19 protein-coding genes are annotated in these 25,209 nt (G+C 71.2%); 9 read left to right on the plus strand and 10 right to left on the minus strand.

All coding sequences use genetic code 11. From position 1 onward, the window contains the following. Nucleotides 1-151: 151 nt before the first annotated feature. A complete protein-coding gene (locus A6A29_RS25605) occupies nt 152-3,457 on the plus strand; it encodes a S8 family serine peptidase (protein WP_198953241.1) in 3,306 nt (1,101 codons plus the stop codon). A 192-nt stretch (nt 3,458-3,649) separates the two neighbouring features. On the opposite strand, the gene A6A29_RS25610 is transcribed toward A6A29_RS25605, so the two are convergent. Further along, entirely contained in the window at nt 3,650-4,303 is a 654-nt protein-coding gene (locus tag A6A29_RS25610; RefSeq protein ID WP_073723243.1) for a hypothetical protein, read from the minus strand. A gap of 2 nt (nt 4,304-4,305) precedes the next feature. Next, nucleotides 4,306-4,857 (minus strand): RNA polymerase sigma factor, encoded by a 552-nt coding sequence (locus A6A29_RS25615; RefSeq protein WP_385727487.1) that lies wholly within the window; start codon nt 4,855-4,857, stop codon nt 4,306-4,308. 147 nt (nt 4,858-5,004) lie between these two features. On the opposite strand from A6A29_RS25615, the gene A6A29_RS25620 reads away from it, so the two are divergent. Beyond that, nucleotides 5,005-6,033 carry an aspartate-semialdehyde dehydrogenase gene (locus A6A29_RS25620; RefSeq protein ID WP_073723245.1) on the plus strand — a complete coding sequence of 343 codons (1,029 nt, stop codon included), beginning with the start codon at nt 5,005-5,007 and terminating at the stop codon, nt 6,031-6,033. Between the two features lie 124 nt (nt 6,034-6,157). On the opposite strand, the gene A6A29_RS25625 is transcribed toward A6A29_RS25620, so the two are convergent. Next, nucleotides 6,158-6,658, minus strand: a complete 501-nt coding sequence (locus A6A29_RS25625) for a DUF1203 domain-containing protein (protein ID WP_073723247.1) — start codon at nt 6,656-6,658, stop codon at nt 6,158-6,160. A 156-nt stretch (nt 6,659-6,814) separates the two neighbouring features. On the opposite strand from A6A29_RS25625, the gene pepN reads away from it, so the two are divergent. Next, complete coding sequence (pepN, locus tag A6A29_RS25630; protein WP_073723249.1) at nt 6,815-9,391, plus strand: aminopeptidase N; 2,577 nt, start codon at nt 6,815-6,817, stop codon at nt 9,389-9,391. 87 nt (nt 9,392-9,478) lie between these two features. On the opposite strand, the gene A6A29_RS25635 is transcribed toward pepN, so the two are convergent. From A6A29_RS25635 to A6A29_RS25660, 6 genes are all read right to left on the minus strand, one after another. Then, entirely contained in the window at nt 9,479-9,940 is a 462-nt protein-coding gene (locus tag A6A29_RS25635) for a hypothetical protein (protein ID WP_073723251.1), read from the minus strand. A 179-nt stretch (nt 9,941-10,119) separates the two neighbouring features. Continuing rightward, the gene (gene alc, locus A6A29_RS25640; RefSeq protein ID WP_073723253.1) at nt 10,120-11,268 is read right to left on the minus strand and encodes an allantoicase; all 1,149 of its coding nucleotides are present in this window, start codon (nt 11,266-11,268) and stop codon (nt 10,120-10,122) included. A 64-nt stretch (nt 11,269-11,332) separates the two neighbouring features. Continuing rightward, the gene (locus A6A29_RS25645; RefSeq protein WP_073723255.1) at nt 11,333-12,241 is read right to left on the minus strand and encodes a LysR substrate-binding domain-containing protein; all 909 of its coding nucleotides are present in this window, start codon (nt 12,239-12,241) and stop codon (nt 11,333-11,335) included. A gap of 186 nt (nt 12,242-12,427) precedes the next feature. Beyond that, nucleotides 12,428-12,658, minus strand: coding sequence for a hypothetical protein (locus A6A29_RS25650; protein ID WP_073723257.1), 231 nt, complete (start codon nt 12,656-12,658; stop codon nt 12,428-12,430). 20 nt (nt 12,659-12,678) lie between these two features. Continuing rightward, nucleotides 12,679-14,940, minus strand: coding sequence for a 4-alpha-glucanotransferase (malQ, locus tag A6A29_RS25655; RefSeq protein ID WP_073723259.1), 2,262 nt, complete (start codon nt 14,938-14,940; stop codon nt 12,679-12,681). Further along, entirely contained in the window at nt 14,941-15,252 is a 312-nt protein-coding gene (locus A6A29_RS25660) for a hypothetical protein (protein ID WP_073723261.1), read from the minus strand. A gap of 297 nt (nt 15,253-15,549) precedes the next feature. Here A6A29_RS25660 and A6A29_RS25665 point away from each other — a divergent pair, with 297 nt between their 5' ends. After that, on the plus strand, nt 15,550-18,534 hold the full coding sequence (locus A6A29_RS25665) for a beta-N-acetylglucosaminidase domain-containing protein (RefSeq protein WP_073723263.1): 2,985 nt from the start codon (nt 15,550-15,552) through the stop codon (nt 18,532-18,534). Nucleotides 18,535-18,606: 72 nt separating this feature from the next. Here the strand turns inward: A6A29_RS25665 and A6A29_RS25670 are convergent, their stop codons facing one another. Beyond that, the gene (locus A6A29_RS25670; protein ID WP_073723265.1) at nt 18,607-19,143 is read right to left on the minus strand and encodes an HNH endonuclease; all 537 of its coding nucleotides are present in this window, start codon (nt 19,141-19,143) and stop codon (nt 18,607-18,609) included. A gap of 317 nt (nt 19,144-19,460) precedes the next feature. Here A6A29_RS25670 and A6A29_RS25675 point away from each other — a divergent pair, with 317 nt between their 5' ends. From A6A29_RS25675 to A6A29_RS25695, 5 genes are all read left to right on the plus strand, one after another. Continuing rightward, on the plus strand, nt 19,461-20,525 hold the full coding sequence (locus A6A29_RS25675; RefSeq protein WP_073723267.1) for a mechanosensitive ion channel family protein: 1,065 nt from the start codon (nt 19,461-19,463) through the stop codon (nt 20,523-20,525). 199 nt (nt 20,526-20,724) lie between these two features. Then, nucleotides 20,725-21,930: an ROK family transcriptional regulator gene (locus A6A29_RS25680; RefSeq protein ID WP_073723269.1), complete on the plus strand. Its 1,206-nt coding sequence runs from the start codon at nt 20,725-20,727 to the stop codon at nt 21,928-21,930. A gap of 94 nt (nt 21,931-22,024) precedes the next feature. Beyond that, entirely contained in the window at nt 22,025-23,359 is a 1,335-nt protein-coding gene (locus A6A29_RS25685) for an ABC transporter substrate-binding protein (RefSeq protein WP_073723271.1), read from the plus strand. 7 nt (nt 23,360-23,366) lie between these two features. After that, nucleotides 23,367-24,308 (plus strand): carbohydrate ABC transporter permease, encoded by a 942-nt coding sequence (locus A6A29_RS25690; RefSeq protein WP_073723273.1) that lies wholly within the window; start codon nt 23,367-23,369, stop codon nt 24,306-24,308. 3 nt (nt 24,309-24,311) lie between these two features. Continuing rightward, nucleotides 24,312-25,208, plus strand: a complete 897-nt coding sequence (locus tag A6A29_RS25695) for a carbohydrate ABC transporter permease (RefSeq protein ID WP_073723275.1) — start codon at nt 24,312-24,314, stop codon at nt 25,206-25,208. Nucleotide 25,209 lies beyond the last annotated feature (1 nt).

Raw genomic sequence — 25,209 nt, forward strand, 5'->3', positions numbered from 1 at the left:
CATTCATCACTCGTGACGCATCGGACCCACTGGCGGATCTACGCCATGTCCATTTCTCGTCTCCGTCAACTCTCCACAAACCCCTGTCATTTACGACAGGGTGAGCGGTCATCCGGTACCGAATTCCGGACTCTCACTTTCAGATACAGGGATGCTGATGACCAAGGAATCCCCCAGCTCCATACCCGGGGCGAGACGCGCGGCCCGTATCGCGGCCGCCGCCGGTCTGGTGGCCGCACTGGCCGCCTCCGGTGCCGCCCCGGTTTTCGCCGCCGACGACCCGGCCACCGCGCCCGTCAAGCCCTCCGCCACGAGCGGGAAGGGCGACAAGCTCGGCAAGGCCGACGCCGACGTGCTGTCCAAGGCCGAGGCCGAGGGCGAGAAGAACGTCACGATGATGGTCGCCACCACTCCGGGGGCGACCGAGCAGGTCACCAAGCAGCTGGACGCCGTCAAGGGGTCCGTGCTGGGGCAGACGTACGACAAGCTCGGCTATGTCCGCGCGACCGTACCGACCGCCTCGGCCGAGTCGACGATCAAGGCGGCCTCCAAGCTGTCGTCCGTCCTCGGCATCGATCTCAAGCAGGAGATCAAGCTGGACGACCCGACGCCCAAGGGCGACCGGGCCGCCGGGGCGAAGAAGGCGAAGTCCACGGGCAGTCACCCGGCCCCGGGCAGGAAGACGCCGGCGAAGAACCCGTACAACCCGTCCTTCGAGACGGGCGCGGTCGACTTCGTCAAGCAGCACCCGAAGGCCGACGGCCGTGGGATCACCATCGGTGTCCTGGACTCCGGAGTCGACCTCGGTCACCCGGCCCTCCAGAAGACCACCACCGGCGAGCGCAAGATCGTCGACTGGGTGACCGCCACCGACCCGGTCGACGACGAGGACGGCACCTGGCTGCGGATGACGGAGTCCGTGACCGGCCCGACGTTCACGGCCCTGGGCAAGACGTACTCGGCGCCCGCGGGCTCGTACCGGTTCAGCCTGTTCAAGGAGTCCGCCACGCTCGGGGGCGACATGGCGGGCGACCTCAACCGTGACGGTGACACCACCGACACATGGGGCGTGCTGTACGACCCGGTCACCGGCACCACGCGGGTCGACCTGAACGGCAACGCGAACTTCGCCGACGACACCGTCCTGAAGCCGTACAAGGACAAGCACCAGGTCGCCTACTTCGGCAAGGACGACCCGCGCACCGACGTCGTCGAGCGCATCCCGTTCGTCGTCGAGACCCGCAAGAACGTCGTCTACAACGCCGCGGGCGCCAAGGCCGACTTCGTCAGCATCGGTGTCATCGAGAGCGAGCACGGTACGCACGTCGCGGGCATCACCGCGGCCAACGGCCTGTTCGGCGGCAAGATGAACGGTGCGGCGCCCGGCGCCAAGATCGTCTCCTCGCGTGCCTGCACCTGGACCGGCGGCTGCACCAACATCGCGCTCACCGAGGGCATGATCGACCTCGTCGTGAACCGCGGTGTCGACGTCGTCAACATGTCGATCGGTGGCCTGCCGCCGCTGAACGACGGCAACAACGCGCGCGCCGAGCTCTACAAGCGGCTCATCGACATCTACGGCGTCCAGCTGGTCATCTCGGCCGGCAACGACGGCCCGGGTGTCAACACCATCGGTGACCCCGGTCTCGCCGACCACGTCATCTCGGTGGGCGCGTCCATCTCCAAGGAGACCTGGGCCGCCAACTACGGCTCGAAGGTCACCAAGAAGTACGACATGCTGCCCTTCTCCTCGCGCGGTCCGCGTGAGGACGGCGGCTTCGCGCCGATCCTGACGGCGCCGGGTGCGTCCATCAACACCACCCAGACCTGGTTCCCGGGCGGACCGGTCAAGGAGGCGGGTTACGACCTGCCGGCCGGTTACTCCATGCTCCAGGGCACCTCGATGGCCTCGCCGCAGGCCGCCGGTGCGACCGCGCTGCTGCTGTCCGCCGCGAAGCAGAAGAACATCGAGCTGCCGCCGGCCGATCTGCGCACCGCGCTGACCAGCACCGCCACCCACATCAAGGGAGTGCCCGCGCACGCCCAGGGTGCCGGTCTCATCGACATCGTCGGTGCCTGGAAGGCCATCGGAAAGGGCGCCACCGCGCACGAGTACACGGTGAAGGCCCCGGTCGACACCGCGATCGACTTCGCGCTCAAGGACCCGGGCTTCGGCACGGGCCTGTACGACCGTGAGGGCGGCCTGAAGGCCGGCCAGAAGAAGTCGTACGACGTCACCGTCACCCGCACCACGGGCCCGGACCGCAACGTCAAGCACACGCTGTCGTGGAAGAACAACGACGGCACCTTCAAGCTGACCGGTCCGAGCACCGTCTCGCTGCCGCTCGGCAAGCCGGTGACCGTCAAGGTCCAGGCGAAGCCCGGCAGCACCGGGGTGCACAGCGCGATCCTCAAGGTCGATGACAAGAAGACCGTCGGTGTGGACCACCAGATCCTCACCACCGTCGTCGTCGCCACCGACCTCAAGAAGCCGGGTTACGCGTTCAAGGCGTCCGGCTCGGTGCAGCGCAACAGCAGCACGTCGTACTTCCTGAACGTGCCGGAGGGCGCCAAGACCCTTGAGGTCGCCCTCAGCGCCCTGCGTTCGGGCAGCCAGACGCGGTTCATCTCCCTGCACCCCTACGGGGTCGCGGTGGAGGACAGCGCCACGATCTACTGCTACCCGAACTACGAGAACCCGGCCAACACCTGCCGCCCGGACGTGCGTTCCTACAAGGACCCGCAGCCCGGCGTCTGGGAGATCGAGGTCGAGTCGCGTCGTACGTCGCCGCTGCTGGACAACCCGTTCAAGCTGGATGTCAGCCTGCTCGGCGCGTCCTTCGACCCGGCCGTGCAGACCATCGCCGAGGCGAAGATCGGCAGCCCGGCCGCGGTGAACTGGAAGGTCACCAACAGCGCCGCCGCCCTGGAGGGCAAGCTCAAGGGCGGTTCGCTGGGTTCGGCCAAGGTCGAGCGCCCGTCGATCTCCACGGGTGGGACCTACGAGACCACGGTCACCATCGGTGAGGGTGTCGAGAAGCTGGACGTCGCCATCGGCGGCACCTCCGACGCCAACGCGGACATCGACCTGTACGTCTTCAAGGGCGACAAGGAGGCCGGCAAGTCGACCACCGCGGGCTCCGAGGAGTCGGTCAGCCTGGTCAAGCCCGCCGCCGGTACGTACACCGTCGTCGTCGACGGCTACTCGGTCCCGGCCGGGACCACCGAGTTCGCCTACCGCGACGTGTTCTACTCGCCGTCGCTCGGCACGATCAAGGTCGACGAGTCGAAGGCCGTGAACCTGGCCAACGGCGCCTCGGCCCAGGTCGGTGCCGAGGTCCTGGTCGCCGGAGCGGCTCCCGAGGGCCGGCAGTTCTTCGGCGAGGTCCAGCTGGTCAACCCCCGCGGCACCGCGGCGGGCACCGGCAGCGTCGTGATCGAGAAGGTCACGCCGTAACGACCGGTCCGACGGCTCGGTGAGCCGTCCGACCGGTGGGTCACCGGACCGGTGACCCACTGAACGGCCAGCGGGGCGGGCGCTCTCCCGGGAGCTCCCGCCCCGCTGCACGTCCCGCGCCGCTACACGTCCCACGCCGGTGCTCCGGGCCCGGGGCCGTCAGTCGGAGCCGGGTCCGGGCTGTCACAGCCGTCAGCCGGGCCCGGAGCACTCCACGTCACGGGAGCCCGGCAGCGCGGCCGACATCCACTCCCAGGCCGCCGCCCGGTCCGCCGCCGCCGTGTACGAGTCGACCCCCTCGCCGGGGAAGCGCGACACCCTGACGACCATGCGGGCGCCGGGCGGATAGTGGTCGGCGTCCTTGCCCGGCACGAGGAACACGGCCTGGCGCGGGCCGCGCTCCGGCTTGAGACGGCGCTCGACGTCCAGCACCACGCGCAGGCCGGGCGCGACCCGCTCGGTACGGTTCACCGTGCCGTCCACGACGAGGCGGGCGCAGGCCATGATCCCCTCGTGGGTCGGCTTGGCGTCACCGTGCCTTCCGTCCGAGGGCCGCGCCACCGACCACATGATCCCGGTGCCGGCCAGCGCGGCGGCGCCCACCAGCGACGCGGCCAGTGCCAGCACCCGCCACCGGGACCGCCGTGCGGGCGGCCCCGGAGCGGCCGGCTCCGGGGCCGCGGCCAGTGCGTCCCCGATCAGCCGGAGCTGTGTACCGAGCACCGCGAGGTCCCGCTCCGCCGCCGCGTACCGGGCCGCGGTGCCGCTCCCCCCGTCCCGAGGCGCCGGCTCCCCCAGCAGCACGGCCATCAGCTCGTCCGATCCGTACGGCTCGCCCGTGTTCATCGTCACACCACCTCGTCCGTGCGCAGCAGCGCCATCCGCTCGCGCATCGCCCCGGCCGCCGCGTACAGGCGGCTCTTGACCGTGCCTTCCGGAATCCCCAGCTCGGCGGCGATCCGCGGTACGGACAGGTCCGCGTAGAACCGCAGCACCAGGGCCTGGCGCTGCGGTCCGGGCAGTTCGTCGAGCCCGGCGGCGACCGTGAGGGCCAGCAGCCGTGCCTCCTGGCCGCCCTCGGCCGCGCCGTCCGGCGGGGTCAGCGCGGCGAGCCGGGCGCCGATCCGCTCCTGCCGGCCGCGGCCGCGGTGCCAGTCGGCCGCCAGGTTCGAGGCGACCACGGCCGCCCAGGCGCCGACGTCACGCGGTGCCTCCTTGCCGCTCGCCGCGCGCTCCAGCAGGCGCAGCCGTATCTGCTGCACACCGTCCTGGAGATCGGCGTACGGCACACCGCCGAGGGACAGTACGGCCCTGACCCTGTCCACCTGCGCCGGGGACAGCGGGTCCTCCCCCGCGCCCGACGCCTTCCGTCCCAGCAAGGACTGCCTCCCCCTGAAGATGTTTCCCCTCAGACGCCGGAACACGGCAGAACGTTCGGTCCGAGGGCCGGGAGTCCGCAGGCCGGACAATGGATTGGACAAGGCGGGCAGGGACATACGCATCATGGATGCGGCAAGCGGGCCGCACACACGTACAGAGGAGATCCTGTGAAGGTCGGAATCGTCGGCGCCACCGGTCAGGTCGGCACAGTCATGCGCGGGATCCTGGCCGAGCGGAAGTTCCCGGTCGCCGAGCTGCGGCTCTTCGCCTCCGCGCGTTCGGCGGGCTCCACGATCGAGTGGCAGGGCGCGGACATCACCGTCGAGGACGCCTCCACGGCCGACTACACGGGCCTGGACATCGTGCTCTTCTCGGCCGGTGGCGCGACCTCGAAGGCGCTGGCGGAGAAGGTCGCCGCCCAGGGTGCCGTCGTGATCGACAACTCCTCCGCCTGGCGCATGGACCCCGAGGTCCCGCTGGTCGTCTCCGAGGTCAACCCGCACGCGGCGCTGATCCGCCCCAAGGGGATCATCGCCAACCCGAACTGCACCACCATGGCCGCGATGCCCGTGCTGCGCCCGCTGCACGCCGAGGCCGGTCTCGAAACGCTGACCGTGGCCACGTACCAGGCGGTGTCCGGCTCCGGTGTCGCCGGTGTCGCCGAGCTGCACGGCCAGGCGTCCAAGGTCGTCGCCGAGGCCGACAGGCTGGCCCATGACGGCGAGGCCGTGGACTTCCCCGAGCCGGCGGTCTACAAGCGTCCGATCGCGTTCAATGTGCTGCCGCTGGCCGGTTCGATCGTCGACGACGGTTCGTTCGAGACGGACGAGGAGCAGAAGCTCCGCAACGAGTCCCGCAAGATCCTGGAGATCCCGGGGCTCAAGGTGTCCGGCACCTGCGTCCGGGTCCCGGTCTTCTCCGGCCACTCGCTCCAGGTCAACGCCCGTTTCGCCCGGCCGATCAGCGTCGAGCGCGCCTATGAGCTGCTGAAGGACGCGGAGGGCGTCGAGCTCTCGGAGATCCCCACCCCGCTCCAGGCGGCCGGCAAGGACGCCACGTTCGTGGGCCGTATCCGGGTCGACGAGACCGTCGAGCACGGCCTCGCGCTCTTCGTCTCCAACGACAACCTCCGCAAGGGCGCGGCGCTGAACGCCGTGCAGATCGCGGAGCTGGTGGCGGCCGAGCTCCAGGGCTGACCTCCGTACGCCGCCGGGCATCCGGCTCCGTACGCCCCGACGGGCGGCCACCGGCACACGGTGGCCGCCCGTCGGCGTCGAGGGAGGGGTGCGGGCACCGGCGGGCCTCCGGCGCGTGGCGCGATCAGCCGCGCCGCACCTCGAACTGGAAACACCCGTACTCCACGGCCCGCACATGCACCAGCGCCACCGCCGGATCGGCGAACGCCTCGTCGAAGGCCGTGTCGAACCCGCGATCGTGGTCCGCGGGGATCTCCATCAGCCGCCCTCCCACGATCCGTCCCTCCGCGTCGTAGCGCCGGACGGTCCGCAGCGCCCCGGTCCGCGCGAACGGGTAGCCCGCCCGCTCCGGGGCGGGGCCCCCGCACTCCTCGGCGTGGATGAAGACCGGCCCCTGTTCGTCGTACGCACCCGGCCGGGCCCACGCCGCGGCCGCCCAGCGGCGCAGCGGCGCGTAGGAGACCAGGGCGATCCGCTCCCCCGGCTCGGCGCCGCGCAGACAGCAGCGCAGCGGGCTGCCGCTCTCCACGGCGGTGTACGGGAGGCAGGGATGCCCCGCGTCGTCGGTGTCGCGGAGCTCCTTGAGGGCGGTGGGTTCGATGGGACGTGCCTCGTATCCGGTCATGGTTCGAGGGTGGCGGCGCCCGCCGTCCGCGTCCGGCGGAAAACGGACATCGCACTGTGTGGTGCCGCGTGGAAGGATGGCCGGAAACGCCGCATAGCAAGATCGACCGCTGCCATCTGCCGGTCGGTCCAAGTAGCACATCAAGGAGATGACCGCGTGCCTGGCACCAATCTGACCCGCGAAGAGGCACAGGAGCGGGCGCGCCTGCTGACCGTGGACGCGTACGAGATCGATCTCGACCTCTCCGGAGCGCAGGAGGGCGGCACCTACAGGTCCGTCACCACCGTGCGCTTCGACTCCGCCGAAGCCGGTGCCGAGTCCTTCATCGACCTGGTGGCCCCGGCGGTGCACGATGTCGAGCTGAACGGGAAGTCGCTCGATGTCGCCGCCGTCTTCCGTGACTCACGGATCGCGCTGCCGCATCTGCTGGCGGGCACCAATGAGCTGAAGGTCGTCGCCGACTGCGCCTACACCAACACGGGCGAGGGTCTGCACCGGTTCGTCGACCCGGTCGACGAGCAGGCGTATCTGTACACGCAGTTCGAGGTGCCGGACGCGCGCCGGGTGTTCGCGAGCTTCGAGCAGCCCGACCTGAAGGCGACGTTCCGGTTCACGGTGAAGGCGCCGGAGGGCTGGACCGTCATCTCGAACTCGGCGACCCCGGAGCCGAAGGACCACGTCTGGTCCTTCGAGCCGACGCCGCGCATCTCGACGTACATCACGGCGCTGATCGTCGGCCCGTACCACTCGGTGCACAGCAGCTACGAGAAGGACGGCCAGTCCGTCCCGCTCGGCATCTACTGCCGCCCGTCGCTGGCCGAGTACCTGGACGCGGACGAGATCTTCGCGGTCACGCGGCAGGGCTTCGAGTGGTTCCAGGAGAAGTTCGACTACGCGTACCCCTTCGCCAAGTACGACCAGCTCTTCGTCCCGGAGTTCAACGCGGGCGCGATGGAGAACGCGGGCGCGGTCACGATCCGCGACCAGTACGTGTTCCGCTCGAAGGTGACGGACGCCGCGTACGAGGTGCGGGCCGAGACCATCCTGCACGAGCTGGCCCACATGTGGTTCGGCGACCTGGTCACCATGGAGTGGTGGAACGACCTGTGGCTGAACGAGTCGTTCGCCACATACACCTCGATCGCCTGCCAGGCGTACGCCGAGGGCTCGAAGTGGCCGCACTCCTGGACCACGTTCGCCAACTCCATGAAGACCTGGGCGTACCGGCAGGACCAGCTGCCCTCCACGCACCCGATCATGGCGGAGATCAACGATCTCGACGACGTCCTGGTGAACTTCGACGGGATCACGTACGCGAAGGGCGCCTCGGTCCTGAAGCAGCTCGTGGCGTACGTCGGCATGGACGAGTTCTTCACGGGTGTCCAGGCGTACTTCAAGGCGCACGCCTTCGGCAACACGCGTCTTTCGGACCTGCTGGGCGCGCTGGAGAAGACCTCCGGCCGTGATCTGAAGACCTGGTCGAAGGCGTGGCTGGAGACGGCGGGGATCAACATCCTGCGCCCGGAGATCGAGACGGACGAGCACGGTCACGTCACGTCCTTCGCGGTCCTCCAGGAGGCTCCCGCCCTGCCCGCCGGTGCGAAGGGCGAGCCGACACTGCGCCCGCACCGCATCGCGATCGGCTGCTACGACCTCGACGGGGCCGGCAAGCTGGTCCGTACGAAGCGGATCGAGCTGGACGTCGACGGCGAGCGCACGGCCGTCCCGTTCCCGGCGGACACCGCACGCCCGGCGGTCATCCTGCTCAACGACGACGACCTCTCGTACGCGAAGGTCCGTCTCGACGAGGAGTCGCTGCGGGTCGTCACCGAGCACCTCGGCGACTTCACCGAGTCCCTGCCGCGGGCCCTGTGCTGGGCCTCGGCCTGGGACATGACCCGCGACGGCGAGCTGGCGACGCGGGACTACCTCTCGCTCGTCCTGTCCGGCATCGGCAAGGAGTCGGACATCGGCGTCGTCCAGTCGCTGCACCGTCAGGTGAAGCTGGCGCTGGACCTGTACGCGGCGCCGGAGTCCCACGAGGCGTTCCTGAACCAGTGGACGGACGCGACGCTGGCCCATCTGCACGCGGCGGAGCCGGGCAGCGACCACCAGCTGGCATGGGCCCGCGCCTTCGCGGCGACGGCCCGCAACCCGCAGCAGCTGGACCTGCTCCAGGCGCTGCTGGACGGCACGGAGACCATCCAGGGCCTGGCGGTCGACACCGAGCTGCGCTGGGCGTTCGTGCAGCGGCTGGCCGCGACCGGTCTGCTGGACGAGGAGGAGATCGCCGCCGAGTACGAGCGGGACAGGACGGCGGCGGGTGAGCGCCACGCGGCGTCCGCCCGTGCGGCCCAGCCCACTGCTGAGGCCAAGGCCGCGGCGTGGGCCTCGGTCGTCGAGTCCGACAAGCTCCCGAACTCCCTCCAGGAGGCGGTGATCGGCGGCTTCGTCCAGACCGATCAGCGCGAGCTGCTGGCCCCGTACACGGAGAAGTTCTTCGCCGCGGTGAAGGACGTCTGGGACTCGCGCAGCCATGAGATGGCTCAGCAGATCGCGGTGGGCCTCTACCCGGCCCTCCAGGTCTCGGAGGCCACCCTGGAGGCCACCGACGCCTGGCTCGCCTCGGCGGAGCCGAGCGCGGCCCTGCGCCGTCTGATGTCGGAGTCCCGGTCGGGCGTGGAACGCGCCCTGAAGGCCCGGACCGCGGACGCGGAGGCGGCGACCGCGTAGGCGCCGCACCATCGCATGTGTGAGGGGCGCCTCCTTCGGGGGCGCCCCTCTCTTTTCCGGGCTGTCCGGGCGGCGGCTCTTCCCTGGCTACTCGGGCGGCGGTGCCAGGATGAGCGGCCATCTCTCGCCGGACCGGGCCTCCGCCACGACCTGTTCGGCCGGCGTCCCGGCGGGTGCCGTCAGTACGACGGTGCTGTCCTGGGCCTGTGCGTACAGACCAGGGCCGACACGGCCGCTCACGCGCAGCAGCCGCAGCGCCGCCGGGTCGGCCGAGGACCGTTCGGGGAACAGCTCCGCGTCGGCCTCCAGCCCTTTGAGTACGAGGGGGTGGGCCACGATGTCCACGGTCAGCAGTTCGCCGTCCAGCCGCCGCTCGGCCCAGCCGTCCGTCTGCACGAAGTAGAGGCAGCCGTCGCCTTCGTATCCGTACACCCCGAGCCGCGCGACGGCGCGCTCGTCCTCGGCCCCTTCCTCCGCCACGACCACGACGAGCGTCACGGAGTCCGGTTCGTCCGGATCGAGTCCGGTGCACAGCATGAGCTCTGCCATCTGCCATCCCCACGGGAGCGAAGTAACGGGACCGACGGCAGACTAGCCCGTCCCGCGCGGCCTCTTCCCCGGGCGTCCCCCTCGGCCGTCCGGAGCGTGGAATCCGCCCGGCGGTCGGGCGCAGGAGCGCAGCCGTCCGCCGGGCGGGAGCAGGGTGGGGCGTGCGCGCCCGACCGGATTCAGGCGCCCGACTCCTCGTAACGGCGGGCCAGTTCGGCCGTGCCGGTCTCCGTGAGCGTGCCGTGCAGGCGCATCCGGGCCACTCCGCCGTCGGGGAAGGTGTCGAGGCGGACGTGGGTGACCACCGCCCGGGCACGCAGGACGAAGCGGTGGAGGGTGTCCGGCTGGAGCCGGGTGCGGGGGATGATCTCGAACCATTCGCCGGTCTCGCCGTTGCGGCCCTGGAGGGCGATCCAGCCGGCCGCGTTGCCCTTGAGGTAGGCGGTGTCGATCTCGACCGCGCGGACCGCGCCCTGGGCGGGCAGCCGGAAGCGGACCCAGTCGTTGGTGTCGCGGACCCGGCGGCGGCGGTTCTCCCAGCCGTCGTCCATCTTGCGGGAGGTGCCGGGCAGGATGATCTGGGTGGGCGAGGAGTAGAAGCGGTCCGAGGCGTCCTCGTAGGTGCCGCCGTTCAGGACCGAGATCAGGTCGACGGTGCCGAGTGCGGCGAGCCACGCCGGGTCGGGGATCACCTCGCCGTGCACGCGGAGGCGGGCGATGCCGCCGTCGGGGTGCTGGCAGAGACGGATGTGGGTGTAGCGGCGGCCACCGGTGATCTCGAAGGCGTTGGCGGCGTGGCCGCGTACCGGCGTCGGCGCGACGATCTCCTCCCACTTCACGTCGTCGGCCAGCAGCTCGTCCGGGCCGGGCGCGCCCTCGACCGCGGTCGCCCGGACCGATACGCGCTGCGGGTAGTTGCCGCGGAAGTGGGCGGTGTCCACGACGATGCCGCGGATGATGCCGGGGGCGCCGAGCCGGACGATGGCCCAGTCGTGCTCCCCGGGGGCCGGGAAGGGGTGGGCCGCGTCGGCACCGCGGCGACGGCGGGTCTCCCAGCCGTCCATGATCTTGCCCTTGTGCCCGAAGCGCTCGGGCTCGAACACGGCGCGCTCGCGGATCAGGAGGTTCTCGCGCTCGGCGAAGAACTCGTCGTTGGCGGCGATCACGCCCGCGCCGAGGCGGCGGTCGGCGAGGTCGACGAGGTCGGTGAAGGGGAGGTCGTCGGCGGTGCGGTAGTCGGCGTACGGGTCGCCGCCGCCGTAGGGGGCCGCGTCATTGGCGTGGGGGTCGGTGTCCTGGAATGTGGTCCCGCTCGCGTCGAAGGTCATGCGACGACTGTCCTACGCCCGCACTCATCAGGTCCATCGAAAGTTTTCGCAGATGATGTTCAGCTCAGCTGAACGATTCGGCAGCCTGGGTGAGCGCCTTCAGGACGCGTGCCACCGCCGGGCCCCGCTCCGCCCCCTGCCGCACCGCCGCCACCACATGGCGGCGCGGCTGGTCCGCGTCCAGGACCCGCATCACCACGCCCTCGCTGCGCTCCCTCGACACCATCCGGGGAACCAGCGCGATGCCCATGCCCGCCTCGACCATGCAGAGGATCGCCGTCCAGCCGGCGGCGCTGTGGGCCTGCTCGGGCACGAAGCCCGCGGCCTCGCACGCGGCGGTGGTGATCTGCGACCAGGGGCCCGAGCCGCCGAAGATCCAGGGGTCACGGGCCAGGTCCGCCAGCCGGAGGGCGGGGGTGTGCGCCAGCCGGTGGTCCGCCGGGAGCGCCACGTCCAGGGGATCGGCCAGCAGCGGCAGCAGGGTGAAGCGGGGGTCGCGGGCCGTCGGGGCGTGCGCGGCGAGGGAGAGGGCCAGGTCCACATCGCCCGAGGTGAGCAGCTCGTACGCCTGCGCCGCCTCGGCCTCCCGTACGCGTACGTCGGGACCCGGCCGGCCCTCGGCGCGCAGGAGCCGGACCGCGGGGACGACGAGGGCGGACACCGCGGTGGAGAACGCGCCGACCCGCACCTCGCCCGCCTCACCGCGCAGATAGCCGGCCAGTTCGGCGTCGGCGCGCTCCAACTGGGCGAAGACCACCTCGGCGTGGCGGAGTACGAGGTGCGCGGCGTCGGTGAGGCGGACCCGGCGGCCCTGGGCCTCCAGGAGCGGCACCCCGAGCTGTCTGGCCAGATTGGTGAGCTGCTGGGAGACCGCGGACGGGGTCATCGACAGCGCCTCGGCGGTCGCGGTCACGGTGCCCCGGTCGCGCAGGGTGCGCAGGATGCGGAGCTTCTTCACGTCCCACTCGGTCATGGGCGCAACCTACCGGGCGGACACCCGCACAGGGACCGCCGAGCGGTCCGGGGCCTGGGCATACGCGCAGGCTGGGGCTTCGTCGGGCGCGTGGGCCACCGCACCGTACGGGCATGTGGGCCGGGACGTGCGAATGCGCCGCGCGGTACCTCGTACCGGCGGCGCACTCGTCAGGAGCGTGTGGGGCTAGGCCTGCTTCTTGGACTTGTCCAGGACCATGACCAGGCCCGTGATCACCAGGAACAGGGCGATGGGCGCCACGACATAGAGACCGATGGTCTCCATCGCGCTCAGGCCCGGGCCCGGGTCGTCACCGTCGTCGCGGGTCAGCGCGAGCGCCGGGGACGACATGAGCAGCATCATCAGCGTCGTACCGGCCGCGACGGCGCCGGCGCGCATAGCGTTCTTCTTGTCCACGGTGCAAACGTAGCGAACGCCTAGGAGCGACGCGCGCCCGGGGGTGCCGTATGACCCTTTCGGGGTCTCAGAACATCCATCAGGCCGTGCAGCCGGGACGAGACGGCCAGTTCCTCCAGGGTGACGGGGTGCCCCTCGGCGTCGGCGACGGGCAGCCGCCAGTTGGGGTACTGGTCCCAGGTGCCGGGGAGGTTCTGCGGGCGGCGGTCCCCCACCGTGTCGGGGAGCCAGACGCCGACCATGCGGGCGGGGGTGTCCATCAGGAACCGGTGGACGGCCCGGACGGCCGCCTCCTCGTCACCGTCGCCCTCGGGGAGCATCCGGAGCCGGGCGAGGCAGGCCAGCCACTCGGCGGTGTCGGTGGCGTCCTCGGTCAGCTCCTGCTCCAGGGGCCGGGTGAGCAGACCGAGGCGGTGGCGCAGCGTCACATGGTCGCCGGTCAGCCGGGCCGCGGTGGACGGCAGGTCGTGGGTGGTGGCCGTGGCCAGACAGTCCCGGCGCCAGTTCCGCGGCGGCAGCGGGCGGCCGGTGCCGTCCCAGTCGCGCTCGAACCAGAGCACGGAGGTGCCGAGCACGCCCCGCCGGGCGAGCGCCTCGCGTACGCCCGGTTCGACGGTGCCGAGGTCCTCCCCCACGACGACCGCCCCGGCCCGGTGCGCCTCCAGGACGAGCACGGCGAGCATCGCCTCGGCGTCCTGGGCGACGTAGGTCCCCTCGGTGGGCGGTCTGCCCTCGGGCACCCACCAGAGCCGGAAGAGGCCCATCACATGATCGATGCGCAGGGCGCCCGCGTGGCCGAACAGCCCGCGCAGGAGACCGCGGTAGGGGGCGTAGCCGGTGGCGGCGAGGACGTCGGGGCGCCACGGGGGCAGCCCCCAGTCCTGGCCGCGCGCGTTGAAGGCGTCCGGGGGCGCGCCGATGGACATCCCCTGCGCGAAGGCGTCCTGCTGGGCCCAGGTGTCGGCGCCCGCGGGGTGCACGCCGACGGCCAGGTCGTGGACGATCCCGATCGCCATCCCGGCGTCCTCGGCGGCGCGCTGGGCGTCGGCGAGCTGAGCGGCGGTCAGCCAGGCGAGCCGGGAGTGGAAGTCGACCCGGTCCAGGAGCCCGGCGCGGGCGCGGGCGGTCCCCGCCGAGCGGGGGTCGCGCAGGGCGGCGGGCCAGGCGTGCCAGTCGGAGCCGTGCACCTCGGCGAGGGCGCACCACAGGGCGTGGTCCTCCAGGGCCTGCCCCTGCTCGGCCAGGAAGTCGCAGTACGCGGCGCGGCGGCCGGGGGTCAGCTCCACCTCGTGGATGAGCTCCAGGGCCTGCCGCTTGAGCTCCCAGACGGCGTCCCGGTCGATCAGCGCGCCCTTGTTCAGTACGGCTTCGCGCTGGGACGCGGCGTCCTGCCGGAGGTCGTCCAGGGTGGCCCGGTCCTGGACGTGCCCGTACTCGGGGATCGACTCGACCCGCAGGTGTACGGGGTCGGGGAAGCGGCGCGAGGAGGGACGGTAGGGGGACGGGTCGGTGGGTCTGCCCGGTACGGCGGCGTGGAGCGGGTTGACCTGGACGAATCCGGACCCGAGCGTCCGCCCGGACCAGGCGGCGAGGTCGGCCAGGTCGCCGAGGTCGCCCATGCCCCAGGAGCGGCCGGAGAGCAGGGAGTAGAGCTGGACCAGGAAGCCATGGGTGCGGGCGGGCGGCTGCGGGACGCGGGGCGGGGCGACGACGAGCGTGACGGTGGCGCTGCTGCGGTCCGGGGCGCGGACGTCGAGGCGGTGGACACCGTGGGGCGGGCCGGTCCACCAGGAGGGGACGGGTGATCCCCCGGTCCCGGCGGCGGGTGCGCCGCCCTGCGCGGGAGATCCACGGGTCCCCTCCGGTCCCGCCGGGGCCCCCTCCAGTACCGCGGATGCCCCTCCCAGCCCCTCCAGTAGCGAGGGCAGCCCCGCCGGCCGCTCCGTCACCCGCATCCGCAGCTTCCGCGGCACCCGGCCGCTCCCCCGGCCCGGTTCGGCCTCCGGGGTGAGGGTCAGCGTGGTGCCGGGGGGCAGCGCGGTCAGGGCGGGCGGCAGCGCCTCGCCGGACCAGACCACCAGCGTCGGCGGAAGCAGGCGCGAAACCGCCGCCGATTCGGCGGCCGCCAGTGATTTCCGTACGGCCTCGGGGGTGCCGGCGTCCACGCCCAGCGCGGCGAGCACGGCCGTGACCGTGTCGTCGGGGACGGACACCGTGACATCCGCGGACGGGGAGTAGGAGGTGGCGACGCCATGCAGTGCGGCGAGCCGGGACAAGCCCATTCAGACTCCAGGGAACTCCATGCCCCCTGCGGTGCCGGGGGCGGTCGGCTCGCTGGTCAGAGGGGCGACGGCGGCGAGCGGTGGCTCGCTCGTGAGCGGGGTGGCGTCGGCGAGCGGGGGCTCGCTGGTCAAGGGGGCGGTGTCGGCGAACGAGGATTCGCCGATCAGGGGGGAGACATCGGCGAGCGGCAGCTCACTGATCAGCGGTGCGACCTGCGCCAGGGGAGGCTCACTGGTCAGTGGGGCCGAGCCGGCCTGGTCCGGTACCTGTTTGGAGAAGGCGGAGAGCAGAAGCTGCGCGGAAGCGGGCATGGTGGCCTCCTGGCCGTGGAGAACAGGACACAGCAGACCTACCCAGCCCTGGCGGGTGCAGACGTGGACGAGACATAGGCGTTATGACAACGAGCCCAACGTGCCGTAGGTCACATTCCGTTCCCCCGTACGGCAGGTATGAGGCGTTTTCGGCCACCCCAATGCCCCCCTTACGGCCCATCAGGAACCGCACCCGCCAACACATCCGGCATATCCGACAGAACGGCCACGTGCATTGACACCCCCGGCCCTGGGTGGTGGGCTCGGAGCCCACCGGTGGGACGAGGGGAGAGCGACGTGCGGTTCGGACGCAGAAAGCACGCGACGGCCGTCGCCGTCGCCGTGATCGGCGGACTGCTCGGGGCCGTCGCACCGGCCGCGACGGCCGCCCCCGTCGTACCCGGCCAGCCGGCCGCCACCTCGCCCGACCGCGCCGACAGCGCGCGGCTGCCGTCCGTCTGGCCCCGGCCGCAGAGCATCAAGGCCGCCGGACAGGCCGTGCCGCTGGGCACCGAGGTCACCGTCGTCGCCGCCGCGGACGCCGATCCGTACGCCGTCGACGCGCTGCGCACCGTGCTGCGCGAGGCCGGCGTACGGACCCTGCACGAGGGCCTGCCCGGCCGCGGCCCGGTCGTCCGGATCGGCGGCACGGGTGCCCAGGACGCGCTGCGGACCCTGCGTGCCCCCGAACGCGCCGACCTGCCCGCGGGCGGCTACCGGATCGCCGTCGGCCGGATCGCCGGGCGCTCCACCGTCGCCCTGGACGGCATCGGCGAGGACGGCCTCTTCCACGGCGTCCAGACGCTGCGTCAGCTGGTGAGCGACGGCTCCGTGGCCGGGGTCGTGGTGCGCGACTGGCCGGGCACGGCCGTGCGCGGGATGGCCGAGGGGTTCTACGGGCAGCCGTGGACCCGCGAGGAACGGCTCGCGCAGATCGCCTTCATGGGGCGCACGAAACAGAACCGGTATCTGTACGCGGCGGGCGACGACCCCTATCGGCTGGCCCGCTGGCGCGACCCGTACCCGGCCGAGCGGCGCGCCGACTTCCGGGCGCTCGCCGAGAAGGCCCGCGCCGAACATGTGACGCTCGGCTGGGCCGTCTCCCCCGGCCAGGCGATGTGCATGGCGTCGGACGCCGACGTCAGGGCTCTGACCCGCAAGGTCGACGCCATGTGGGCCCTGGGCGTGCGGGTGTTCCAGTTGCAGTTCCAGGACGTCAGCTACAGCGAATGGCACTGCGACCAGGACGCGGACACCTTCGGCAGCGGTCCCCGGGCGGCGGCCAGGGCGCAGGCCCGGGTGGCCGGCGCGCTCGCCCAGCACCTGGCGGACCGTCACCCCGGCGCGGCCCCCCTGTCGGTGCTGCCGACCGAGTTCTACCAGGACGGCGCCACCGACTACCGCACGGCGCTCGCCGCCGAGCTGGACGACCGGGTGCAGGTGGCCTGGACCGGAGTCGGGGTCGTGCCGAAGACCATCACCGGGGGTGAACTGGCCGGGGCCCGCGCCGCGTTCCGGCACCCGCTGGTCACCATGGACAACTATCCGGTCAACGACTACGCGCAGGACCGGATCTTCCTGGGCCCGTACACCGGCCGGGATCCGGCGGTGGCGAGCGGTTCGGCCGCGCTGCTCGCCAACGCGATGGAGCAGGCGTCCGCCTCCCGCATCCCGCTGTTCACCGCCGCCGACTTCGCCTGGAACCCGAAGGGGTACCGGCCGCAGGAGTCCTGGCACGCGGCGATCGACGACCTGGCGGGCGGGGACGCCCGTACCCGGGCCGCGCTGCGGGCGCTCGCGGGCAACAGCGCGACCTCCGTGCTCGGCGGCGACGAGTCCGCCTATCTCCAGCCGCTGCTCGCCGCGTTCTGGAAGTCCCGGGCGGCGGACGCGTCGGTGCGGGACGGTGCCGCGCGCGATCTGCGGGCGGCGTTCTCCGTGATGCGGGAGGCCCCCGAACGGCTGAAGACCCCGGCGGAGGGACGGCTGGACGAGGAAGTGCGGCCGTGGACCGAGCAGCTGGCCCGGTACGGCGAGGCGGGCGAGCTGACCGTCGATCTGCTCCAGGCCCAGGCGCGCGGGGACGGGGCGGCGGCCTGGCAGGCGCAGCTGGCCCTGGAGCCGCTGCGCAAGGACATCGCGGCGAGCGGTGCGACCGTCGGCAAGGGCGTGCTGGGCCCGTTCCTGGACCGCGCCCGCAAGGCGGCCGACAGCTGGAACGGCACCGACCGCACCGCCGGAACGGTCACCCGCGACGCGGACAGCTACACCGTCCGGCTGAACCGGGCCCGCCCCGTGGAGTCCGTGACGGCGATGACGGAACCGGGCGGCGGATTCGCCGACGCGGTCCTGGAGGGCCATGTGCCGGGCGAGGGCTGGCGGACGCTGGGCCGGCTCTCGGCGAGCGGCTGGACCCAGACGGCGGCGAGGGGGCTGCGGGCGGACGCGATCCGCGTCAGCCTGCCGGAGAGCGCCAGGACCGCTCCCCCTTCCTTCATGAGCCCCGCCCTGCCGGCCGCTCCCCTGGTGGACCGGGGTGCGCTGAAGGTGCGCGACCTGATCCCGTGGTTCGGTGACGAGCCCGCGGCCAAGCTCGATCTCGTACGCGGGGTGACGGACGCGGAGATCGGCGGCGGCACGCAGCGCGTGGCGGCCCGGCTGGCCGCGCAGCGCCCCGCCGAGGTACGGGGCGAGCTCACCGCCAAGGCGCCCAAGGGCATCGAGGTGAAGGTCCCGAAGCGGACGACGGTGCCGCGCGGCTCACGTACCGACGTCCCCGTGGACATCACCGTCCCGGCGGACACCCCGGCCGGCGAGTACGAGGTGCCGTTCACCTTCGGGGGCGAGGAGAGCACGCTGACCGTCCGGGCCTTCCCGCGTACGGCGGGCCCCGATCTGGCGCGTACGGCCAGGGCGTCCTCGTCCGGCGACGAGACCCCGGACTTCCCCGCCTCGGCGGCCTCCGACGGCGATCCCGCCACCCGCTGGTCCTCACCGGTCGAGGACGGCGCCTGGTGGCAGGCCGAACTGGCCGAGCCGGTACGGCTCGGGCAGGTGGTGCTGCACTGGCAGGACGCGTACGCCTCCCGCTACCGCATACAGGTCTCCGCGGACGGCCGCACCTGGCGTACGGCGGCGACCGTGCGGGAAGGCAGGGGCGGGCGCGAAGCGGTGCGGATGGACGCGAAGGACACCCGGTTCCTCAGGGTCCAGGGCGACGGCCGGGCGACCGAGTACGGCTACTCCCTCTGGTCGGTGGAGGCGTACGCCGTCGCCCCGTAGCTGTGCACCGTCGCCCGCGGGCGTGCGCCGTGGCTCCACGGCGGCGACGCAGGGACGACGAAGGCCCGGGTCTCAGGCGGAAACGCCGTCGATCCGGGCCATTACGTCGTCCGCGCCGAACGGTTGCAAATACGGCAGCCAGCGCGGGTCGCGGTGTCCGGTCCCGATGATCCGCCAGGCCAGCCCGGTCGGCGGGGCGGGCTGATGGCGCAGCCGCCAGCCCAGCTCGGGCAGATGCCGGTCGGCCTTGACATGGTTGCAGCGGCGGCAGGCCGCCACCACGTTGTCCCAGGCGTGCTGTCCACCGCGGCTGCGCGGAATGACATGGTCGACGCTGGTCGCGGCGGCTCCGCAGTACATGCAGCGCCCGCCGTCCCTGGCGAACAGCGCGCGGCGCGTCAGGGGAACGGGCCCCCGGTAGGGGACCCGTACGAATCGCTTGAGGCGCACGACACTGGGCGCCGGCAGAGCACGGGTGGCGCTGTGCAGGAAGGAGCCGGACTCCTCCAGGCAGATCGCCTTGTTCTCCAGCACGAGGACGAGCGCGCGACGGAGCGGTACGACGCCGAGCGGCTCGTACGACGCGTTGAGAACCAGGACGTGCGGCACGTGGATGCCTCCTTGTACGCCGGCGGCGCGTGGCTCGCGCCGGGACGATCCGATCTCAGTCTCTCCTCCTGCCTGGTCGAAGCGCCACCACGTGCGGGTAACGGGCCGGGAGGATTTTTCTCACCACCGCCCGGACGGGGCGCCGGAGCCCGCCGGAACAGGTGCTTCACCAGGGTGGCCGCCCGCACTGTGCGATCGGCCACACCCACTCCGTTCCCAGGTGAGACGTGTCTCTCCCCGGAAAGCGGCAACGATCCACTCCACCGGCTTCGTTAGTGTGGTTGGTCAGCCGTCGCCCCCTGTTGGAGGTTCCCACCGTGTCCCTGTCCGTCCTCTTGGCCGTAGCCCCGTCACCCGAGCCGGGTGGCTCGCTGGACGAAGCCGCCAAGCAGGCCGGCAACGCCGCGGGCTGGGTCGAGGAGAACTGGTCCACCTGGCTGAACACCGGTCTGCGCATCCTGCTCATCGCGGCGATCGCGATCGTGCTGCGCTACGTGATCCGCCGGGCCCTGACCAACCTGATCGAGCGGATGAACCGCAGCGCCCAGGCGGTGGAGGGCACCGCGCTGGGCGGCCTGCTGGTCAACGCGGAGCGCCGCCGTCAGCGCTCGGAGGCCATCGGCTCCGTCCTGCGCTCGGTGACCTCGTTCCTGATCCTGGGCACGGCCGCCCTGATGATCCTGGGCGCGTTCCAGATCAATCTGGCGCCGTTGCTGGCCTCCGCGGGTGTCGCCGGAGTGGCGCTGGGCTTCGGCGCGCGCAACCTCGTCACCGACTTCCTGTCCGGGGTGTTCATGATCCTGGAGGACCAGTACGGCGTCGGCGACACGGTCGACGCGGGCGTCGCCTCCGGCGAGGTCATCGAGGTGGGCCTGCGGGTCACCAAGCTGCGCGGCGACAACGGTGAGATCTGGTACGTCCGCAACGGCGAGGTGAAGCGGATCGGCAACCTCAGCCAGGGCTGGTCCACCGCCGGGGTCGATGTGACGGTGCGTCCCACGGAGAATCTGGACCGGGTCCGCAAGGCGATCACCGCCGCCGCGGAGACCATGGCCAAGGAGGACCCGTGGGCGGAGCGGCTGTGGGGCCCGGTGGAGGTCCTCGGCCTGGACGCCGTGCTGCTGGACTCCATGACGGTCCGGGTCACCGCGAAGACGATGCCGGGCAAGGCGCTGGGCGTGGAGCGGGAGCTGCGCTGGCGGATCAAGCAGGCGCTGGACGAGGCGGGCATCCGGATGGTCGGGACCGTGCCCGTCCAGGCGGACGGCGCGCCGGTCCCGGACCCGACGGCCGGGATGGCCGCCCCGTCCGCGTACGCCTCGTCGACCTCGCCGCAGTCGATGGCCGCGACCCCGATCGCGCCACCGAGCATCACGAAGTGACACCCGCCCGTCATCACGGTCCAGGGGCGCCCCGCGAACTGCTGCGGGGCGCCCCTGGACCGTTCGGCGGGTGCGATCACCGTCCCAGGTAACGCTTTGGTTGCCACAGGGGGGTGAACCATTGACGGTCCGGTGACCTGCGCCATACCGTCCTCTCACCGAATAGGAAAGTTTCCTAACAGAGGGCGGTGCATCGATCATGGCGGGAACCACACCGGGTACGCCACGCGTCCTGCGCGCCATGAACGACCGGGCCGCCCTCGACCTGCTCCTGGAACACGGCCCGCTCTCCCGGACGAAGATCGGGAAGCTGACCGGGCTGTCCAAGCCCACCGCGTCCCAGCTGCTGGCGCGGCTGGAGGCGGCCGGTCTGGTCGTGGCCACCGGGACCAGCGAGGGGCGCCCCGGTCCCAACGCGCAGCTGTACACCGTGAACGCGCGGGCCGCCCATGTCGCCGGGCTCGATGTGAACGCCCAGCGGATCGTCGCCGCGGTCGCCGATGTGACCGGTGAGACCGTCGGCGAGTTCGAGCTGCGCACCCCCGGCCGGCGCGCCGACAGCGTGGTGCGCCAGGTGACCGAGGCGCTGGACGGCGCGGTCAAGGACGCCGGGCTCACCCGCTCCGACGTGCACCGCGTGGTCATCGGCACACCGGGCGCCTTCGATCCCGGCACCGGCCGCCTGCGGTACGCCTCGCACCTGCCCGGCTGGCACTCCAGCACGCTGCTGGACGAGCTGGCCGCGTTCCTGCCGATGCCGGTGGAGTACGAGAACGACGTGAACCTGGTCGCCGTGGCCGAACAGCGGCTCGGCGCGGCCCGCGGCAACGAGGACTTCGTCCTGCTGTGGAACGAGGAGGGCCTCGGCGCCGCCCTCGTCATCAACGGACGGCTGCACCGCGGCTTCACCGGCGGCGCGGGCGAGGTCGGCTTCCTGCCGGTGCCGGGCACTCCGCTCGTACGCCAGGTGGTGAAGGCCAACAGCGGCGGCTTCCAGGAGCTGGCGGGCGCCCAGGCGCTGCCGCGGCTCGCGCGGACGCTCGGCATCGACACCCCTCAGACGCCCTACCCCGAGGTCGCCGCCGCCCTGCTGGTACGGGCCACCGCCGCGTACGAGCAGGACGAGCCGCTGACCGAGCTGCTGCGCCAGTACGCCCAGCGGCTCGCCACCGGTCTCGCCTCCGTCACCGCCGTACTCGACCCCGGGCTGATCGTGCTCTCCGGTGAGCTGGTCTCCGCGGGCGGCGAGCTCCTGCGGTCCCTGATCCAGTCCGAGCTCGCCGAACTCGCCGCCTCCCGGCCCCGTCTCGTCCTCGGCGAGATCGACCGGCATCCGGTCCTGCGGGGTGCCCTGGAAAGGGCCCTCTCCGATACCCGCGACGAAGTGTTCGACACCTCGCGCTGATCCGCCGCACCGCCTTCCCCTCTTCTTTCTTCTCCTTCTTCTCCTCGCTCGTCCCCCGCTTCCATCCCCTGTCCCTGTCCCTGGGAGTCCCGTCATGCGCAAAAGCCGTCTGACCACCACCGCCGCTGTCGCCGTCGCCGCGATCTCGGTTCTCGCCACCGCGTGTACCGGCCAGTCCGAGACCGCCGCGAACGACGATCCGAACGCGAAGACCACGATCAACTTCTGGCACGGCTGGAGCGCGCCCGCCGAGGTCAAGGCGGTCCAGGACAACATCGACCGGTTCGAGAAGGCCCACCCGAACATCAAGGTCAACGTCGTCGGGAACATCAACGACGACAAGCTGAACCAGTCGCTGCGCGCGGGCGGTTCGAAGGGCCCCGACGTGGTGTCCTCCTTCACCACGTCCAATGTCGGCAAGTTCTGCTCGTCCGGCGCCTTCGCCGATCTGACGCCCTTCATCGAGAAGTCGAAGATCGACCTGGAGAAGACCTTCCCGAAGGTCCTGCTGGACTACACCCAGTTCGAGGGCAAGCGCTGCGCCCTGCCGCTGCTCGCCGACGCGTACGGGCTGTACTACAACAAGGACGCCTTCGAGAAGGCCGGGATCGCCGCGCCGCCGAAGACGATGTCCGAGCTGGCGAGCATCGCGAAGAAGCTGACTGTCGAGAAGGGCGACAGCTACCAGCAGCTCGGCTTCATGCCGACCTTCCACGGCTACGAGACGGTCGCCGACCACTACATGTCCTCGTGGGACCACAAGTACTTCGACGGGAACGGCAAGTCCAACATCGCCAAGGACCCGTCCTTCGCGAAGATGTTCACGTACCAGAAGAAGCTGGTCGCCGACCTCGGCGGCTACGACAAGCTGGAGAAGTACCGCGGCACCTTCGGTGACGAGTGGGGCTCCAAGCACCCGTTCCAGACCGGTCAGGTCGCCATGCAGCTGGACGGCGAGTGGCGGCTGGGCATGGCCGAGGACGCCAAGGTGCCGTTCGAGATCGGTGTCGCGCCGATGCCCGTCGCCGACGACGAGGCCGACAGCTACGGCAAGGGCTTCCTGTCCGGCACGATCATGGGCATCGCCCCGGCCAGCAAGAAGCAGAACGCCGCCTGGGAGCTGGTCAAGTTCATGACCAGCGACACCAAGGCCGTCGTCGACTTCGCCAACGGCATCCGCAATGTGCCCTCCACCTTCGAGGCGCTGAAGTCGCCCGACCTGAAGTTCGACCCGCGCTTCAAGACCTTCCTGGACATCGCCCAGCACCCCAGGTCCAACACTCCGGACGGGGCCATCAACGGCGCCACGTACCAGCAGACCATCCAGGACTTCGGCTACCAGTACGAGAAGGGCGCGGTGAAGGACCTCCAGGCCGGCCTGGAGAAGACCGCGAAGCAGATCGACACCGACATCGCCAAGGCTAAGTAGCAGCACGATGACAACCCACACTCTCCGCTCCAAGCGCCGCAGGTCGGCCCTTCGGACAGCGGCCTTCATGTCGCCGTGGCTGATCGGGTTCACCGTCTTCTTCGCGTACCCGATGATCTCGACCGTCTACTTCTCCTTCATGGATTACGACGGTTTCGGGGCGCCGGTCTTCAATGGCCTCACGAACTGGAGGTATGTCTTCGAGGACTACCCCATGTTCTGGCCGTCGCTGCGCAACACGCTCTGGCTGGTCCTCGTCATGGTCACCTGCCGGGTCGTCTTCGGCCTCGGCATCGGCATGCTGATCACCAAGATCAAGTCGGGTACGGGCGTCTTCCGCACCCTGTTCTACCTGCCCTACCTGGCGCCGCCGGTCGCCGCGACGCTGGCCTTCGTCTTCCTGCTCAACCCCGGGACGGGCCCGGTCAACTCGATCCTCGGCGACCTGGGGCTGCCGACGCCCGGGTGGTTCAACGACGCCTCCTGGTCCAAGCCGGCGCTCACCATGCTCGCGGTGTGGGGCATCGGTGACCTGATGGTCATCTTCATGGCCGCGCTGCTGGACGTGCCGACGGAGCAGTACGAGGCCGCCGAGCTGGACGGCGCCTCGCCCTGGCAGAAGTTCCGCTTCGTCACGCTGCCGAACATCTCGCCGATCGTGCTGTTCGCCGTGGTCACCGGAGTGATCCAGGCGATGCAGTACTACACACAACCGCTGGTCGCGGGGAAGGTCGCCTCCGGCATCATCGGCGGCTCCGGCCAGGCCTTCGAACCGGGCTATCCCGACAAGTCGACACTGACGCTTCCGCAGCTCGTCTACAACCTCGGCTTCCAGCGCTTCGACTACGGCTCCGCCTGTGTCGTCGCCCTCGTCCTGTTCGCCCTGGCCATGACCTTCACCGCGCTGCTGATGCGCGGCCGCAACAACCTTCTCCAGGCCGGTGACTGAGTCATGACCCAACTCCTCGACAAGCCCGCCGCCCAGGTGACCGACGGCCCCACGCCCGCCGCGCGCACCGCCCGCCGCAAGGCACTGCTGCACTGGATCGCCGTGCACTCGCTGGGGGTCGCGGCCGCGCTCTTCTTCGTACTGCCGTTCGTCTTCGTGGTGCTGACCTCGCTGATGACCGACCAGCAGGCGCTGACCCGCGACCTCACCCCGAACACCTGGGAGTGGGGCAACTACCAGCAGGTCTTCGACACCCCGGGCTTCCTGACCTGGTGGCGCAACACCCTGCTGTACGCGGGGGTCGGCACCGTGCTGACGGTAGTGTCGTCCGTGCCCGTGGCGTACGCGCTCGCCAAGTTCCGCTTCCGCGGCCGCAAGCTGTCGCTGATGCTGGTCATCTCGATGATGATGCTGCCGCCGCAGGTCGTCATCATCCCGATGTACCTGTTCTGGGCCAAGCAGCTGGACCTGTCCGGCACCCTCTGGCCGCTGATCATCCCGATGGCCTTCGGTGACGCGTTCTCCATCTTCCTGCTGCGGCAGTTCCTCCTGACCATCCCCAACGAGTACCTCGACGCGGCCAAGGTCGACGGCTGCGGCGAATTCCGCACGCTGATCAGAGTCGTTCTGCCGATGGCCAAGCCCGGCATCGCGGCGATCGCGCTGTTCCAGTTCTTCGCCGCCTGGAACGACTACTTCGGCCCACAGATCTACGCATCCGAGAACCCGGCCGCCTGGACGCTCAGTTACGGCCTCGAATCCTTCAAGGGCGCACACCACACGAACTGGAATCTGACCATGGCCGCGACCGTACTGGTCATGGCCCCCGTGATCGCCGTCTTCTTCTTTGCCCAGAAGGCATTCGTCGAGGGCGTCACACTGACCGGAGTAAAGGGCTGAC

The organism is Streptomyces sp. TSRI0281 (assembly GCF_001905125.1).
In the GTDB taxonomy this organism is placed as follows: Bacteria; Actinomycetota; Actinomycetes; order Streptomycetales; family Streptomycetaceae; genus Streptomyces.